The sequence below is a fragment of the Streptomyces sp. CC208A genome, from assembly GCF_030010625.1.
Taxonomy (GTDB): domain Bacteria; phylum Actinomycetota; class Actinomycetes; order Streptomycetales; family Streptomycetaceae; genus Streptomyces.
Map to the genome: position 1 here is coordinate 48,003 of NZ_JASCXN010000020.1, position 14,112 is coordinate 62,114.

Sequence of the window (14,112 nt, forward strand, 5' to 3'; positions counted from 1 at the left end):
GCCATGCCTGGAACTGGAACTGCCTTGGTGAGTCGGCGGCACGTCGACCTCGGCCGCATGTCCAGCGCCATCTGTCCGGCGCGCTGAACAAGCCAGCACTGCCGCACATCCCTCCTGCCCGACCCCTGCTGCGCACCGCCGCGCCACTCTCTGTTCTGCGCGCGAGTGTGCAGGTCAGAGCCGCCCTCCCGCAGTCCCGAAGGACAAGACGCCATGGCCGCCACCCCGGAAAACCCCACTCCCGCCGCCGCCCGCCGCAAGACCGGGCGCCACCGTGGCGAGGGCCAGTGGGCCGCGGGGCACTTCACCCCGCTGAACGGCAATGAGCAGTTCAAGAAGGACGACGACGGTCTCAATGTACGGACACGTATTGAGACGATCTACTCGAAGCGCGGGTTCGACTCCATCGACCCCAACGACCTGCGCGGACGCATGCGCTGGTGGGGTCTCTACACCCAGCGCCGGCAGGGCCTGGACGGCACCAAGACCGGTGTTCTGGAGCCGGAGGAGCTGGACGACGAGTTCTTCATGCTCCGCGTCCGCATCGACGGCGGCCGGCTGACCACCCGGCAGCTCCGGGTGATCGGCGAGATCTCGGAGGAGTTCGCCCGCGGCACCGCCGACATCACGGACCGGCAGAACGTCCAGTTCCACTGGATCCGCATCGAGGACGTCCCCGAGATCTGGAACCGCCTGGAGGCGGTCGGCCTCTCCACCACCGAGGCGTGCGGTGACACCCCGCGTGTCATCCTCGGCTCGCCGGTGGCCGGCATCGCCGCCGACGAGATCATCGACGGCACCCCCGCCATCGACGAGATCCAGCGGCGGATCGTCGGCAACAAGGACTTCTCCAACCTGCCCCGCAAGTTCAAGTCCGCCGTCTCCGGCTCGCCGCTGCTCGACGTGGCGCACGAGATCAACGACATCTCCTTCGTCGGCGTCGTCCACCCGGAGCACGGCCCCGGCTTCGACGTCTGGGTCGGCGGCGGCCTCTCCACCAACCCCAAGCTCGGCGTCCGCCTGGGCACCTGGGTCTCCCTGGACGAGGTTCCCGACGTCTACGAGGGCGTCATCTCGATCTTCCGCGACTACGGCTACCGCCGGCTGCGCAACCGCGCCCGCCTGAAGTTCCTCGTCGCCGACTGGGGCGCGGAGAAGTTCCGCCAGGTCCTGGAGGACGAGTACCTGAAGCGGAAGCTGACCGACGGCCCCGCGCCCGCAGAGCCGGCCGGCCGCTGGCGCGACCACGTCGGCGTGCACCGCCAGAAGGACGGCAACTTCTACGTCGGCTTCGCCCCGCGCGTCGGCCGTGTGGACGGCCCCACCCTCACCAAGATCGCCGCGATCGCCGAGGCCCACGGCTCCGGCCGGGTCCGCACCACCGCCGAGCAGAAGATGCTCGTCCTCGACATCGAGGAGGCGCAGGTCGACTCGCTCGTCGCGGCCCTGGAGGCGCTGGACCTGCGGGTCACGCCGTCCCCGTTCCGGCGCGGCACGATGGCCTGCACCGGCATCGAGTTCTGCAAGCTCGCCATCGTCGAGACGAAGGGCCGCGGCTCCTCGCTCATCGACGAACTGGAGCGCCGCCTCCCGGAGTTCGACGAGCCGCTGACGATCAACATCAACGGCTGCCCGAACGCCTGCGCCCGCATCCAGGTCGCGGACATCGGCCTCAAGGGCCAGCTGGTCCTGGACGACGAGGGCAACCGCGTGGAGGGCTACCAGGTCCACCTCGGCGGTGCCCTCGGCCTGGAGGCCGGCTTCGGCCGCAAGGTCCGCGGCCTCAAGGTCACGGCGGCCGAACTGCCCGACTACGTCGAGCGGGTCCTCACCCGCTACCAGGCGGAGCGCGCCGACGGCGAGCGCTTCGCGGCCTGGGCGGCCAGGGCGTCCGAGGAGGCCCTGTCGTGAGCGAGCGCGCCGCGCCGTTCTTCTGCCCCTACTGCGGAGACGAGGACCTGCGCCCCAACGAGCAGGGTCACGGTGCCTGGGAATGCGCCGCGTGCAGCCGGGCCTTCCAGCTGAAGTTCCTGGGGCTGCTCGCCCCGGCGACTTCGGCCGACACCACGGGAGGGGAAGAAGCATGACGGTCGCTCAGGTCACCGAGGAGACCACCGAAGCCGAGCTGAAGGCGCTCGCCGAGCAGGCCGGCCGTGACCTGGAGAACGCCTCCGCCCTGGAGATCCTCCAGTGGGCCGCCGCCACCTTCGGCGACCGCTTCTGCGTCACCTCCTCCATGGAGGACGCGGTCGTCGCCCACCTCGCCTCCCGCGCCATGCCCGGCGTGGACGTCGTCTTCCTCGACACCGGCTACCACTTCGAGGAGACGATCGGCACCCGTGACGCCGTCGAGGCCGTCATGGACGTCAACGTCATCACCCTGACCCCGCGTCGGACGGTGGCCGAGCAGGACGCCGAGTACGGGCCGAGACTGCACGACCGCGACCCCGACCTGTGCTGCGCGCTGCGCAAGGTCAAGCCGCTGGAAGAGGGCCTGACCGCGTACACCGCGTGGGCGACCGGCCTGCGCCGCGACGAGTCCCCCACCCGGGCGAAGACCCCGGTCGTCGGCTGGGACGAGAAGCGGCGGAAGGTCAAGATCTCGCCGATCGCCCGCTGGAGCCAGGACGACGTCGACGCGTACGTGACGGAGCACGGGGTCCTCACCAACCCGCTCCTCATGGACGGTTACGCCTCCGTCGGCTGCGCCCCCTGCACCCGCCGGGTCCTGGAGGGCGAGGACGCCCGGGCCGGCCGCTGGGCCGGACGCGCCAAGACCGAATGCGGGCTGCACGGCTGATGACCACCCCCGACACCCCCCTGGAGACCCCCGTGACCGGTGCCACCGTCTGGCTCACCGGCCTGCCGAGCGCCGGCAAGACCACGATCGCCTACGAGCTGGCCGGCCGGCTGCGCGAGGAGGGCCGCCGCGTCGAGATCCTCGACGGCGACGAGATCCGCGAGTTCCTCTCCGCGGGCCTCGGCTTCTCCCGCGAGGACCGGTTCACCAACGTGCAGCGGATCGGCTTCGTCGCCGAGCTGCTCGCCTCGCACGGCGTGACCGTGCTCGTGCCGGTCATCGCCCCGTACGCCGACAGCCGCGAGGCGGTCCGCAAGCGGCACCTCGCCGAGGGCACCGCCTTCGTCGAGGTCCACGTGGCCACGCCGGTCGAGGTCTGCTCGGTCCGTGACGTCAAGGGCCTGTACGCCAAGCAGGCGGCGGGCGAGATCTCCGGCCTGACCGGCGTCGACGACCCGTACGAGGCCCCCGAGGCGCCCGATCTGCGGATCGAGTCCCAGAACCAGACCGTGCAGGAGTCCGCGGCGCAGCTGCACGCGCTGCTCACCGAGAGGGGTCTGCTGTGACCACCACCGTCTCCCATGTCCATGAGACCGACAGCCCGTTCGCGCTGTCGCACCTCGACTCGCTGGAGTCGGAGGCCGTCCACATCTTCCGTGAGGTGGCGGGCGAGTTCGAGCGGCCGGTGATCCTCTTCTCCGGCGGCAAGGACTCCATCGTCATGCTGCACCTGGCGCTGAAGGCGTTCGCCCCCGCGGCGGTCCCCTTCTCGCTGCTCCACGTCGACACCGGGCACAACTTCCCCGAGGTCATCGAGTACCGCGACCGCGTGGTCGCCGAGCACGGGCTGCGCCTCCACGTCGCCTCCGTGCAGGAGTACATCGACGCCGGCAAGCTCCGCGAGCGCCCCGACGGCACCCGCAACCCGCTGCAGACCGTCCCGCTGACCGAGGCGATCCAGCAGCACCGCTTCGACGCGGTCTTCGGCGGCGGCCGGCGCGACGAGGAGAAGGCCCGCGCCAAGGAGCGGGTGTTCAGCCTCCGCGACGAGTTCTCGCAGTGGGACCCGCGCCGTCAGCGGCCCGAGCTGTGGCAGCTGTACAACGGCCGGCACGCCCCCGGCGAGCACGTCCGGGTCTTCCCGCTCTCCAACTGGACCGAGCTGGACGTGTGGCAGTACATCCAGCGCGAGGGCATCGCCCTGCCGGAGATCTACTTCGCCCACGAGCGCGAGGTGTTCGCCCGCAACGGCATGTGGCTGACCGCCGGCGAGTGGGGCGGCCCGAAGGACACCGAGACCGTCGAGAAGCGGCTCATCCGCTACCGCACGGTCGGCGACATGTCCTGCACCGGCGCGGTGGACTCCGACGCCACCACGCTGGACGCCGTCATCGCCGAGATCGCCGCCTCCCGGCTCACCGAGCGGGGCGCCACCCGGGCCGACGACAAGCTGTCCGAGGCCGCGATGGAAGACCGCAAGCGCGAAGGGTACTTCTAATGAGCACGTCCATCGAGCAGCCGGCCGCCGAGCTGGCCGCCACCACCCTGCTGCGCTTCGCCACCGCCGGCTCCGTCGACGACGGCAAGTCCACCCTGGTGGGCCGGCTCCTGCACGACTCCAAGTCGGTCCTCGCCGACCAGCTGGAGGCCGTCGAGCACGCCTCCCGCTCGCGCGGCCAGGAGGCCCCCGACCTGGCGCTGCTCACCGACGGCCTGCGCGCCGAACGGGAGCAGGGCATCACCATCGACGTGGCGTACCGCTACTTCGCGACCCCGCGCCGGCGGTTCATCCTCGCCGACACCCCGGGGCACGTGCAGTACACCCGGAACATGGTCACCGGCGCCTCGACGGCCGAGCTGGCCGTGGTCCTGGTCGACGCCCGCAACGGCGTCGTCGAGCAGACCCGCCGGCACGCCGCCGTCGCCGCGCTCCTGCGCGTCCCGCACGTGGTGCTCGCGGTGAACAAGATGGACCTGGTCGACTACCGGGAGTCCGTCTTCGCCGCGATCGCCGAGGAGTTCACCACGTACGCCTCCGAGCTCGGCGTCCCGGAGATCACCGCGATCCCGATCTCGGCGCTCGCCGGTGACAACGTGGTGGAGCCGTCCGCGAACATGGACTGGTACGGCGGCCCGACCGTCCTGGAGCACCTGGAGACCGTGCCGGTCAGCCACGATCTGACGGCCTGCCACGCCCGCTTCCCCGTGCAGTACGTGATCCGCCCGCAGACCGCCGAGCACCCCGACTACCGGGGCTACGCGGGCCAGATCGCGGCCGGTGCCTTCCGGGTCGGCGAGCAGGTCACCGTCCTGCCCTCCGGGAAGACCTCCACGATCACCGCGATCGACGCGCTCGGGGAGTCCGTCGACATCGCCTGGGCGCCGCAGTCGGTGACCATCCGGCTCGCCGACGACATCGACATCTCGCGCGGCGACCTGCTCGCCCCGAGCGCCGACGCCCCGGCCACCAGCCAGGACGTCGAGGCGACCGTCTGCCACGTGGCGGACCAGCCGCTCACCGTCGGCCAGCGGGTGCTGCTCAAGCACACCACCCGCACGGTCAAGGCGATCGTCAAGGAGATCCCGTCCCGGCTCACCCTGGACGACCTCTCCCAGCACCCGGAGCCCGGACAGCTGGTCGCCAACGACATCGGCCGGGTGAAGGTCCGCACCGCGGAGCCGCTGGCGCTCGACGCGTACGCCGACTCCCGCCGCACCGGTTCGTTCCTGCTGATCGACCCGGCCGACGGCACCACGCTCGCGGCGGGCATGGCGGGCGAGTCCTTCGCCACCGCCAAGGCCGTCACGGCCGCCGACGACGAAGACGGCTGGGACTTCTGACGATGACTCGGAAGACTCAGGACTTCTACGGCGCCTTCGCGAAGGAAGGCGGCCGGGTCGGCTCCGGCACCCTCGGCGCGGGCAGAGGAGGTGTCGCGCGATGTGCGCGCTGACCGCCGTGCGCCCCTGCGGCGCGATGCCGTTCCACCCCGTACGCCACCGACATAGACGCGCTCCGCGCAGAAGCTGAACCGAGGGGAACCACTCCCGTGCCTGCCACCATCCGCACCACCCTGCGCCGCGGCCTCGCGGCAGCCGCCGCGCTGCCGCTGCTGATCGGGGCGCTCGCGTCCTGCGGCTACGGCTCCCAGGCCAAGAAGGACGGGGAGAAGGTGGCGGCGACGGGCGAGAAGCTCTCCGCCGACACCGTACGGCTCGGGTACTTCCCCAACCTGACGCACGCCACCGCCCTCGTCGGCGACCAGGAGGGCATCTTTCAGAAGGAGTTGGGCGGCACCGTCCTGAAGACCTCCGTCTTCAACGCGGGCCCCACCGAGATCGAGGCGCTCAACGCGGGCTCGATCGACATCGGCTTCATCGGCCCCTCGCCGGCCGTCAACGGCTACATCCGGTCCCAGGGCACCGGCCTCCGCATCGTCGGCGGCGCCGCCTCCGGCGGGGTGAAGCTGGTGGTGAACCCGGAGAAGATCAGGACCCTGGCCGACGTGAAGGGCAAGCGGATCGCGACCCCGCAGCTCGGCAACACCCAGGACGTGGCCTTCCTCAACTGGATCTCCGAGCAGGGCTGGACGGTCGACAGCCAGAGCGGCAAGGGCGACGTCTCCGTCTTCCGCACCGACAACAAGGTGACCCCGGACGCCTACAAGTCGGGCGCTGTCGACGGCGCCTGGGTCCCCGAGCCGACCGCGTCGAAGCTCGTCGCCGAGGGCGCGAAGGTCCTCCTCGACGAGACCGAGCTGTGGCCGGACAAGAAGTTCGTCATCACCAACATCATCGTGTCCCAGAAGTTCCTGAAGAAGCACCCGGACGTGGTGGAGGCCGTGCTGCGCGGCTCGGTGAAGACCAACGCCTGGATCAACGCCCACCCGGACGAGGCCAAGGCCAGTGCCAACGCGAAGCTGAAGGAGCTGTCCGGCAAGCCGCTGCCCGAGCGGGTGATCGACGGCGCCTGGCCGTCCATCCGGTTCACCGACGACCCGCTGGCCGCCACCCTCCGGGCGCAGGCCGGCCACGCGGTGAAGGCCGGTCTCCTCCAAGAGCCCGACCTCAAGGGCATCTACGACCTGAAGCCGCTCAACAAGGTCCTCAAGGCCGAGGGCGAGCCGGAGGTCTCCGACGCCGGCCTCGGCATCAAGTAACCGACCCCCAGCCGATCCCACAGGAGGTGACGACCATGGCCACGACCACCACGCTCGCCAAGGCCGAGGACCGCGTGTCCACCGCCGGCCACGCCGCGCGCATCACGCACGTCTCGAAGTCCTTCGGCGGACCCGCCGGCGGGCAGCTCGTCCTCGACGACATCTCGCTCGATGTCGCACCGGGTGAGTTCGTCACCCTCCTGGGCGCCTCGGGCTGCGGCAAGTCCACCCTGCTCAACCTGGTCGCGGGGCTCGACCGGCCGTCCGCGGGAACCATCGAGACCCCCGGCGGCCGACCGGCCCTGATGTTCCAGGAGCACGCCCTCTTCCCGTGGCTGACCGCCGGCAAGAACATCGAGCTGGCGCTGAAGCTGCGCGGCGTGCCGAAGGCCGAGCGCCGCCCCGAGGCCGAGCGGCTGCTCGAACTGGTCCGGCTCTCCGGCTCGTACGGCAAGCGGGTCCACGAACTGTCCGGCGGCATGCGCCAGCGCGTCGCCATGGCCCGCGCGCTCGCCCAGGCCGGCGACCTGCTCCTGATGGACGAGCCGTTCGCCGCGCTCGACGCCATCACCCGCGACGTCCTGCACGACGAACTGACCCGGATCTGGCGGGAGACGAACCTCTCCGTCCTCTTCGTCACCCACAACGTGCGCGAGGCCGTGCGGCTCGCCGAGCGCGTGGTGCTGCTCTCGTCCCGGCCCGGCCGGATCGCCCGGGAGTGGACCATCGACATCCCGCAGCCGCGCCGCATCGAGGACGCCGCCGTGGCGGAACTGTCCCTGGAGATCACCGAAGAACTGCGTGGGGAGATCCGCCGCCATGGCCAGCACTGAGACGAAGGAGACGAAGACCGACGACCTCGCCGGTCTGGAGGCGGGTCTGGACGCCCTGGACAGCGTGCAGACGCACCGCACGCCGGTGCGCGAGGTCCTCCTGAAGAAGGTCCTGCCGCCGGTCCTGGCGATCGTGCTCGTCCTCGCGGTCTGGCAGCTGCTCGTCACCCTGGAGGTCGCCGACGCCGGCAAGCTGCCCTCGCCCGGGGCGGTCTGGGACAGCCTGGCGACGATGTGGCTGGAGGGCACCCTCTTCGGGGTGCTGTGGACCAGCGTCTCCCGGGCCCTCCTCGGCTTCCTGCTCGCCCTGGCGATCGGCACCCCGCTGGGGCTGCTCGTCGCCCGGGTGGGCGTGGTCCGCACGGCGATCGGCCCGATCCTCTCCGGCCTGCAGTCGCTGCCGTCGGTCGCCTGGGTGGCGCCCGCGGTGCTGTGGCTCGGCCTGAACGACTCCATGATGTTCGCGGTGATCCTGCTCGGCGCCGTCCCCTCCATCGCCAACGGCCTGGTGGCCGGCGTCGACCAGGTCCCCCCGCTCTTCCTGCGCGCCGGGCGGACGCTCGGCGCGACCGGCCTCAAGGGCGCCTGGCACATCGTGATGCCCGCCGCCCTGCCCGGCTACCTCGCCGGTCTGAAGCAGGGCTGGGCGTTCTCCTGGCGCTCCCTGATGGCCGCCGAGATCATCGCCTCCTCCCCCGACCTGGGCCTCGGCCTCGGCCAGCTCCTGGAGAACGGCCGCAACAACTTCGACATGCCGGGGATCTTCCTCGCGATCCTCCTCATCCTGCTCGTCGGCGTCGCCATCGACCTGCTCGTCTTCAGCCCCCTTGAGCGCGCGGTGCTCCGCCGCCGCGGCCTGCTCGTGAAGGCCTGACCCCATGCGTACGCCCCCTGCCCTCCTCGTGATCGCGCACGGCAGCCGCGACCCGCGGCACGCCGCGACCGTCCAGGCCCTGGTGCGCCGGGCCGGCGCGCTGCGGCCGGGGCTGCGGGTGGAGACCGCGTTCCTGGACTTCAACCTGCCGTCGGTGGCGGGGGTCCTGGACCGGCTCGCCGCCGAGGGGGTACGGGACGTGATGGCGCTGCCGCTGCTGCTGACCCGGGCCTTCCACGCGAAGGCCGACATCCCCGCCGTCCTGCGCCAGGCCCCCGCCTCCCTGCGGATCCGGCAGGCGGAGGTCCTGGGCCCGTCCCCGCTGCTGCTCGCGACGGTGGAACGGCGCCTGTACGAGGCCGGGCTCGGGCCCGGCGACAAGAGCGCCACCGGGGTCGTCCTGGCCTCGGCGGGCTCCACCGACCCGGAGGCGATCGCGGCGATCGCAGAAACGGCGCGGGAGCTGCGGCGCACCGGTTGGTGCTCCGTGCGACCCGCGTTCGCCTCCGCATCCCTCCCGCGCACCGAGGAGGCGGTACGGGCGCTGCGCGCCGAACCCGGCGTCCGCCGGGTGGCGGTGGCCCCCTACGTCATCGCCCCGGGCCGCCTCCCGGACCGCATCGCGGCCGGCGCGGCGGACGCCGACGTCCTGGCCGGCGTCCTCGGCCCCTCCCCCGAACTGGCCCGGCTCCTGGTGGAGCGGTACGCGGAGGCGGTCCGCGCCCCGGAGCGGGTGGCGGTCGCGGCCGGCTAGCCGGACACGTCCTGGCCGGCGGTCATCTCCACCAGCTTGCGGACCGTGTTCCAGTTGCGGGCGGTGGCCACCAGGCCCTTGTTCAGGGACGGCTTCATGACGGCCTCGGCGAGCTTGGAGCGGCCGAGGCCGTCGGGCGTGTAGAGGTACATCACCCGGTCGCCGAGGGCGAAGGCCTCGGGGGCGTAGGTCCCGGCGTCGACGGCGGCGAAGCGGTCGGGGGTGACGGGGGCGGAGTAGTAGACGGCGTGCAGTTGCTTCCCCTCCAGCTCGTCGGCGGGGAAGGGGCAGGCCTCGGCGACGGCGGCGAGATAGGCGCCGTCGCGGACGAGGCAGTCGCAGCGGAAGCCGAACCGCTGCTCGATCGCCTCCTCGATCGCGGCGGCGAGCACGTGCTCGGGGCTGCCCGGTTCGGTGGTGAAGACGGCGTTCCCGCTCTGGAGGTAGGTCCGTGCGCCGCGGTGTCCGAGGGCTTCGAGGAGTGCGCGCAATTCGGCCATGGGGAGCTTGCGGTGGCCGCTCACGTTGATGCCGCGGAGGAGGAGCGCGTACGTCGCCATGCGGCCACCTTAGGGCGCCACCGCGCCTCGTGGGGGGCGGCGCGGTGGCTGGATCGAACCCTTCCCGATGGAGGGCGGCGAACGGAAGGCCCTTCACTCATCTGTGACTTATTGAACAAGGTTTCTTAATGCCGGGGGGTGCTGCCAGGGGTGGGAGACTTCCGGCACACACGTACCACCGGGTAGGGAGAGAGTGATGGACGAGGCGAGGGCACGGGAGATCCTGGCCGCGGCGGGGCTGCCGGCCGACGGGGTGCGGCTCCTCGCCCTGGGCGAGAACGCGGTCTTCGCCGTGGCCGGCCTGGTCGTCAAGGTGGGCCGGTCCGCCGAGCTGTTCGAGCGGGCGCGGCGGGAGGTGGCGCTGGCCGGCCGGCTCGCCGGGGCCGGGATCCCTGCGGTACGGGCGGCGGAGGAGGAGCCGCGGCTGGTCGAGGGGCATCCGCTCACCTTCTGGCGCCCGCTGCCGGAGCCGGTCCGCCCCGCCGAGCCGTGTGATCTGGCGCCGCTCCTCACGGCCGTGCACGCGCTGCCCGAGCCGACGGAGTTCGTCCTGCCCCGGCGCGAACTGCTCGGCGGGGTGGAGCGCTGGCTGCGGCTGGCCGGGGACGCGATCGCGCCGGAGGACGCGGCCTTCCTGCGGGAGCGGCGGGACTCCTTCGCCCCGGCGGCCGCCGCGCTCACCCCGCACCTGGCGCCGGGCCCGATCCACGGCGACGCCCTGCCGCGCAATGTGCGGGTGGGCCCGGACGGGCCGGTCCTGATGGACCTGGAGACCTTCTCCTCCGACCTGCGGGAGCACGACCTGGTGGTCCTGGCGCTCTCCCGGGACCGGTACGGCCTGGACCCGGCGGCCTACGACGCCTTCACCGAGGCGTACGGCTGGGACGTGCGGGAGTGGGAGGGGTGCGCGGTGCTGCGCGGGGCGCGGGAGACCGCGAGCTGCGCCTGGGTGGCCCAGCACGCGCCGCACAACCCGAAGGCGCTGGCCGAATTCGAGCGGCGGGTGGCGTCACTGCGGGACGGCGACCCCGAGGTCCGCTGGTATCCGTTCTGACCCGCTGACATCATGATCCCTGTCGAACCGGCAGACGGGAACGGGGTGTTGTGATGCGCGTGGAGCTGTCCGAGGTGACGCTGGACGTCGAGGCGAGCGGCGAGGGACCGGTGGTCCTGCTGCTCCACGGCTTCCCCGACAGCCATGCCCTGTGGCGCCGTCAGGTCCCGGCGCTGAACGCGGCCGGGTTCCGTACGGTCGCCCCGACCCTGCGCGGTTTCGGCGGCTCGGACCGTCCGGAGGGCGGCCCGGAGGCGTACCACCCGGCCAAGCACGTCGGCGACCTGCTCGAACTGCTGGCCCGGCTGGAGGTCGACCGCTTCCATCTGGTCGGCCACGACTGGGGCTCGGCCGTCGCCCAGGGCCTCGCGTCGGTGGTGCCGGACCGGGTGCGGAGCCTGAGCCTGCTGTCGGTGGGGCACCCGGCGGCGATCCGGGAGGCGGGCTGGGAGCAGAGGCAGCGCTCCTGGTACATGCTGCTGTTCCAGTTCGCCGGGGTGGCGGAGGAGTGGCTGGCGCGGGACGACTTCGCGCAGCTGCGCGAGATGCTGGCCGAGCACCCGGACGCGGAGTCCGTGATCGAGCCGCTGCGCGCGCCCGGCGCGCTGACGGCCGCGCTGAACATCTACCGGGCGGCCGCCTCGCCGGAGCTCCTGTTCGGCCCGGACCTTCCGGTGCCGCCGCTGCCGGGGACGGTCCCGGTGATGGGCGTCTGGTCGACCGGTGACCGCTTCCTCACCGAGCGCTCGATGGAGCGGACGGGCGGGCTGACCGGCGGCCCGTGGCGGTACGAGCGGGTCGAGGAGGCCGGGCACTGGCTCCAGCTGGACCGGCCGGAGACCGTGAACGAGCTGCTGCTGTCCTTCCTGAAGGAGCACGTCTGACCTGTGCCCCCCGCTCCTCCGGTCAGGAGGTGACGGCCGCCGGCCGGCCGCGCAGCGGCCACACGGGGTCGACGACGGCGTCTTCGTCTCCCTTGCGGCGCAGGAAGGCCTGGAAGTTCTCGGCCCAGGCGCGGTACCAGTCGATCTGCCGCCGGTGCAGTTCGTCCGGGGTGAGCTCGGCGACCCTCGGGTGCCGCTCGGCTATCGCGACGGCGACGCGGACGGCCGCGAGGGCGTCGGCGGAGGCCTGGTGGGCGGCGTCGAGCACGACGCCGTACTCCCGGCAGACGGCTTCCAGGGTCCGCTTGCCGCGCCGGTAGCGGTCGACGGCCCGGTCGATGGTGTACGGGTCGACGACGGGGCCGATGCCGGTGCCGCCGAGCCGCTCCTCCAGGGAGGGCAGGCCGTGGCGGCGGAGCTCGGCGGCGAGGAGGGTGAGGTCGAAGGAGGCGTTGTACGCGACGACCGGGACGCCCTGTCTCCAGTACCCGGTCAGGGTCTCGGCGATCTCGTCGGCGACCTCGGGTGCCGGTCTGCCCTCGGCGGCGGCCCGCTCGCTGCTGATGCCGTGGATGGCCGTGGCGGGCTCGGGGATGGGGACGCCGGGGTCGGCGAGCCAGTCGCGCTGCCGGACCACCCGCCCGCCGTGGAAGCCGACGACGCAGGCCGTCACGATGCGGGCTTCCAGCGGATCGGTACCGGTGGTCTCCAGGTCGAAGCCGACCAGTGGTTCCCCGTGCCAGGCCATCGGGTCCTCCTTGTGTGATCTCCCCCGTGGTGTCACCACCCTCGCACGGGCCACTGACAACGGCGTCAGGAGACCGGGCGGGAATCGAGCCAGACCGACTCGAACTCCTCACGGTACGTCTCGAAGAGTCCGTGCTCGCCGTGGGGGTCGCGCTGTCCGTGCCGGACGACGGTCCGGCCGCCGCCGCGCAGCACCAGGACGGGGGCCTCCATGCCGCGGGCCCTGCGGAGGTAGGACTGGACGACGCCGACGCCGTCGGGTCCGTCGCCGTCGACGAGGTAGGCGGTGAAGCGGGGGGTCTCGTCGAAGACGTGGATCTGGAAGGCGTCGGGGTCGCGGAGCTTGGAGCGGACCCGGCGCATGTGCAGGATGTTCATCTCGACGGAGCGGCTCAGCTCGCCCTTCTTGATGCCGAGCTCCCGCTCGCGGCGCTTGACGGCGCTGCTGGCCGGGTTGAGGAAGAGCAGCCGTATCCGGCAGCCGGACTCGGCGAGGCGGACCATGCGGCGGCCGGAGAAGTTCTGGACGAGCAGGTTCAGGCCTATGCCGGTGGCGTCGAGGCGGCGGGCGCCGCCGAAGAGGTCCTCCGCGGGCAGCTGGCGCTGGAGCCGGACGCGGTCGGGGTGGACGGAGACGACGTCGGCGTACCGGTCGCCGACGAGGTCCTCGACGGCGTCGACGGGGAGCCGGTCGGCGGAGGGGACGCCGGCGCCGCCGCCGAGGATCTCCAGGATGCGGGCGGAGGCCCGTTCGGCCTGGGCGAGGACGGTGGGCGAGAGGGCCCGGTTGCGGGAGACGACGTTGCGGGTCACCTCCAGTTCGTCGAGGGCGAGTTCGACCTCGCGCCGGTCGTCGAAGTAGGGCTCGAAGCAGGGCCAGTGCTGCACCATCAGCTCGCGGAGCTGGGGCAGGGTGAGGAAGGAGAGGACGTTGTCGTCGGCGGGGTCGAGGAGGTAGCCCTTGCGGCGGGAGACCTCGCGGACGGCGACGGCGCGGCGGACCCATTCCTGGCCGGCCGGTCCTGCCGCGGCGACGGTCCATTCGTCGCCGTGCACGGGCTCGTAGACGGGCCGCAGGACGGCGGCGACGACGGCCCGCATCCGCTGCTCGACGAGGTTGAGCCAGATGTAGGCGCGGCCGGCGCGCTGGGCGCGGGTGCGGACCTCGCTCCACGCCTCGGCGCCCCAGTCGAGTTCGGCTCCGATCTCCACCGGGCGGACCACGGGGACCGCGCCGGGCGGGTTGGCCGTCTCCGGGGGCAGGGCCGCTCCGGGCGGCGCCTCCCCGGAGTCGGCCGGTTCCCCCTCGTGACCCGCGTCACCTGGGGGCAGCTCAAGGCCTCCCGAGCTCACCCGCGCACCGCCTTCTGCTCCCGGACGTCCGTTCCGATTCTTCCGACAAGATCAAGGAAGGGTACTCCGCGAGCGGGAGGCGGTGCAGCAGGA

16 protein-coding genes are annotated in these 14,112 nt (G+C 72.3%); 13 read left to right on the top strand and 3 right to left on the bottom strand.

Annotation, left to right across the window (positions count from 1 at the left end; translation table 11 throughout):
* The first annotated feature begins 3 nt into the window (after positions 1 to 3).
* The 11 genes from QK442_RS36375 to QK442_RS21650 all read left to right on the top strand — a co-directional run bounded on the left by QK442_RS36375 (position 4) and on the right by QK442_RS21650 (position 9,421).
* The gene (locus QK442_RS36375; protein WP_311136957.1) at positions 4 to 87 is read left to right on the top strand and encodes a putative leader peptide; all 84 of its coding nucleotides are present in this window, start codon (positions 4 to 6) and stop codon (positions 85 to 87) included.
* A gap of 126 nt (positions 88 to 213) precedes the next feature.
* Complete coding sequence (locus QK442_RS21605) at positions 214 to 1,911, top strand: nitrite/sulfite reductase (protein WP_282695655.1); 1,698 nt, start codon at positions 214 to 216, stop codon at positions 1,909 to 1,911.
* Positions 1,908 to 2,087: a hypothetical protein gene (locus QK442_RS21610; RefSeq protein WP_282695656.1), complete on the top strand. Its 180-nt coding sequence runs from the start codon at positions 1,908 to 1,910 to the stop codon at positions 2,085 to 2,087. The genes QK442_RS21605 and QK442_RS21610 overlap by 4 nt, the downstream gene beginning before the upstream one ends.
* Complete coding sequence (locus QK442_RS21615; protein ID WP_282695657.1) at positions 2,084 to 2,800, top strand: phosphoadenylyl-sulfate reductase; 717 nt, start codon at positions 2,084 to 2,086, stop codon at positions 2,798 to 2,800. The genes QK442_RS21610 and QK442_RS21615 overlap by 4 nt, the downstream gene beginning before the upstream one ends.
* Positions 2,800 to 3,366 carry an adenylyl-sulfate kinase gene (gene cysC / locus QK442_RS21620; protein WP_282695658.1) on the top strand — a complete coding sequence of 189 codons (567 nt, stop codon included), beginning with the start codon at positions 2,800 to 2,802 and terminating at the stop codon, positions 3,364 to 3,366. Before QK442_RS21615 ends, cysC begins: the two co-directional genes overlap by 1 nt.
* Positions 3,363 to 4,298 (top strand): sulfate adenylyltransferase subunit CysD, encoded by a 936-nt coding sequence (cysD, locus tag QK442_RS21625; protein ID WP_282695659.1) that lies wholly within the window; start codon positions 3,363 to 3,365, stop codon positions 4,296 to 4,298. The genes cysC and cysD overlap by 4 nt, the downstream gene beginning before the upstream one ends.
* Entirely contained in the window at positions 4,298 to 5,641 is a 1,344-nt protein-coding gene (locus QK442_RS21630; protein ID WP_282695660.1) for a GTP-binding protein, read from the top strand. Before cysD ends, QK442_RS21630 begins: the two co-directional genes overlap by 1 nt.
* 209 nt (positions 5,642 to 5,850) lie before the next feature.
* A complete protein-coding gene (locus QK442_RS21635; RefSeq protein ID WP_282695661.1) occupies positions 5,851 to 6,960 on the top strand; it encodes an aliphatic sulfonate ABC transporter substrate-binding protein in 1,110 nt (369 codons plus the stop codon).
* 35 nt (positions 6,961 to 6,995) lie between these two features.
* Positions 6,996 to 7,793, top strand: coding sequence for an ABC transporter ATP-binding protein (locus QK442_RS21640; protein WP_282695662.1), 798 nt, complete (start codon positions 6,996 to 6,998; stop codon positions 7,791 to 7,793).
* The gene (locus QK442_RS21645) at positions 7,780 to 8,667 is read left to right on the top strand and encodes an ABC transporter permease (RefSeq protein WP_282695663.1); all 888 of its coding nucleotides are present in this window, start codon (positions 7,780 to 7,782) and stop codon (positions 8,665 to 8,667) included. Before QK442_RS21640 ends, QK442_RS21645 begins: the two co-directional genes overlap by 14 nt.
* Before the next feature lie 4 nt (positions 8,668 to 8,671).
* Positions 8,672 to 9,421 (top strand): sirohydrochlorin chelatase, encoded by a 750-nt coding sequence (locus tag QK442_RS21650; protein ID WP_282695664.1) that lies wholly within the window; start codon positions 8,672 to 8,674, stop codon positions 9,419 to 9,421.
* Here the strand turns inward: QK442_RS21650 and QK442_RS21655 are convergent.
* Positions 9,418 to 9,981 (bottom strand): DUF1697 domain-containing protein, encoded by a 564-nt coding sequence (locus tag QK442_RS21655; RefSeq protein ID WP_282695665.1) that lies wholly within the window; start codon positions 9,979 to 9,981, stop codon positions 9,418 to 9,420. The two genes, QK442_RS21650 and QK442_RS21655, sit on opposite strands and share 4 nt — an antisense overlap.
* A gap of 196 nt (positions 9,982 to 10,177) precedes the next feature.
* On the opposite strand from QK442_RS21655, the gene QK442_RS21660 reads away from it, so the two are divergent.
* Both QK442_RS21660 and QK442_RS21665 read left to right on the top strand, forming a co-directional pair.
* Positions 10,178 to 11,035, top strand: coding sequence for an aminoglycoside phosphotransferase family protein (locus QK442_RS21660; RefSeq protein WP_282695666.1), 858 nt, complete (start codon positions 10,178 to 10,180; stop codon positions 11,033 to 11,035).
* A 53-nt stretch (positions 11,036 to 11,088) separates the two neighbouring features.
* A complete protein-coding gene (locus QK442_RS21665; RefSeq protein ID WP_282695667.1) occupies positions 11,089 to 11,919 on the top strand; it encodes an alpha/beta hydrolase in 831 nt (276 codons plus the stop codon).
* Positions 11,920 to 11,941: 22 nt separating this feature from the next.
* On the opposite strand, the gene QK442_RS21670 is transcribed toward QK442_RS21665, so the two are convergent.
* Positions 11,942 to 12,667: a 3'-5' exonuclease gene (locus QK442_RS21670; RefSeq protein WP_282695668.1), complete on the bottom strand. Its 726-nt coding sequence runs from the start codon at positions 12,665 to 12,667 to the stop codon at positions 11,942 to 11,944.
* A 65-nt stretch (positions 12,668 to 12,732) separates the two neighbouring features.
* Positions 12,733 to 14,019, bottom strand: a complete 1,287-nt coding sequence (locus tag QK442_RS21675) for an SAV2148 family HEPN domain-containing protein (protein WP_282695669.1) — start codon at positions 14,017 to 14,019, stop codon at positions 12,733 to 12,735.
* Between the last annotated feature and the right edge of the window lie 93 nt (positions 14,020 to 14,112).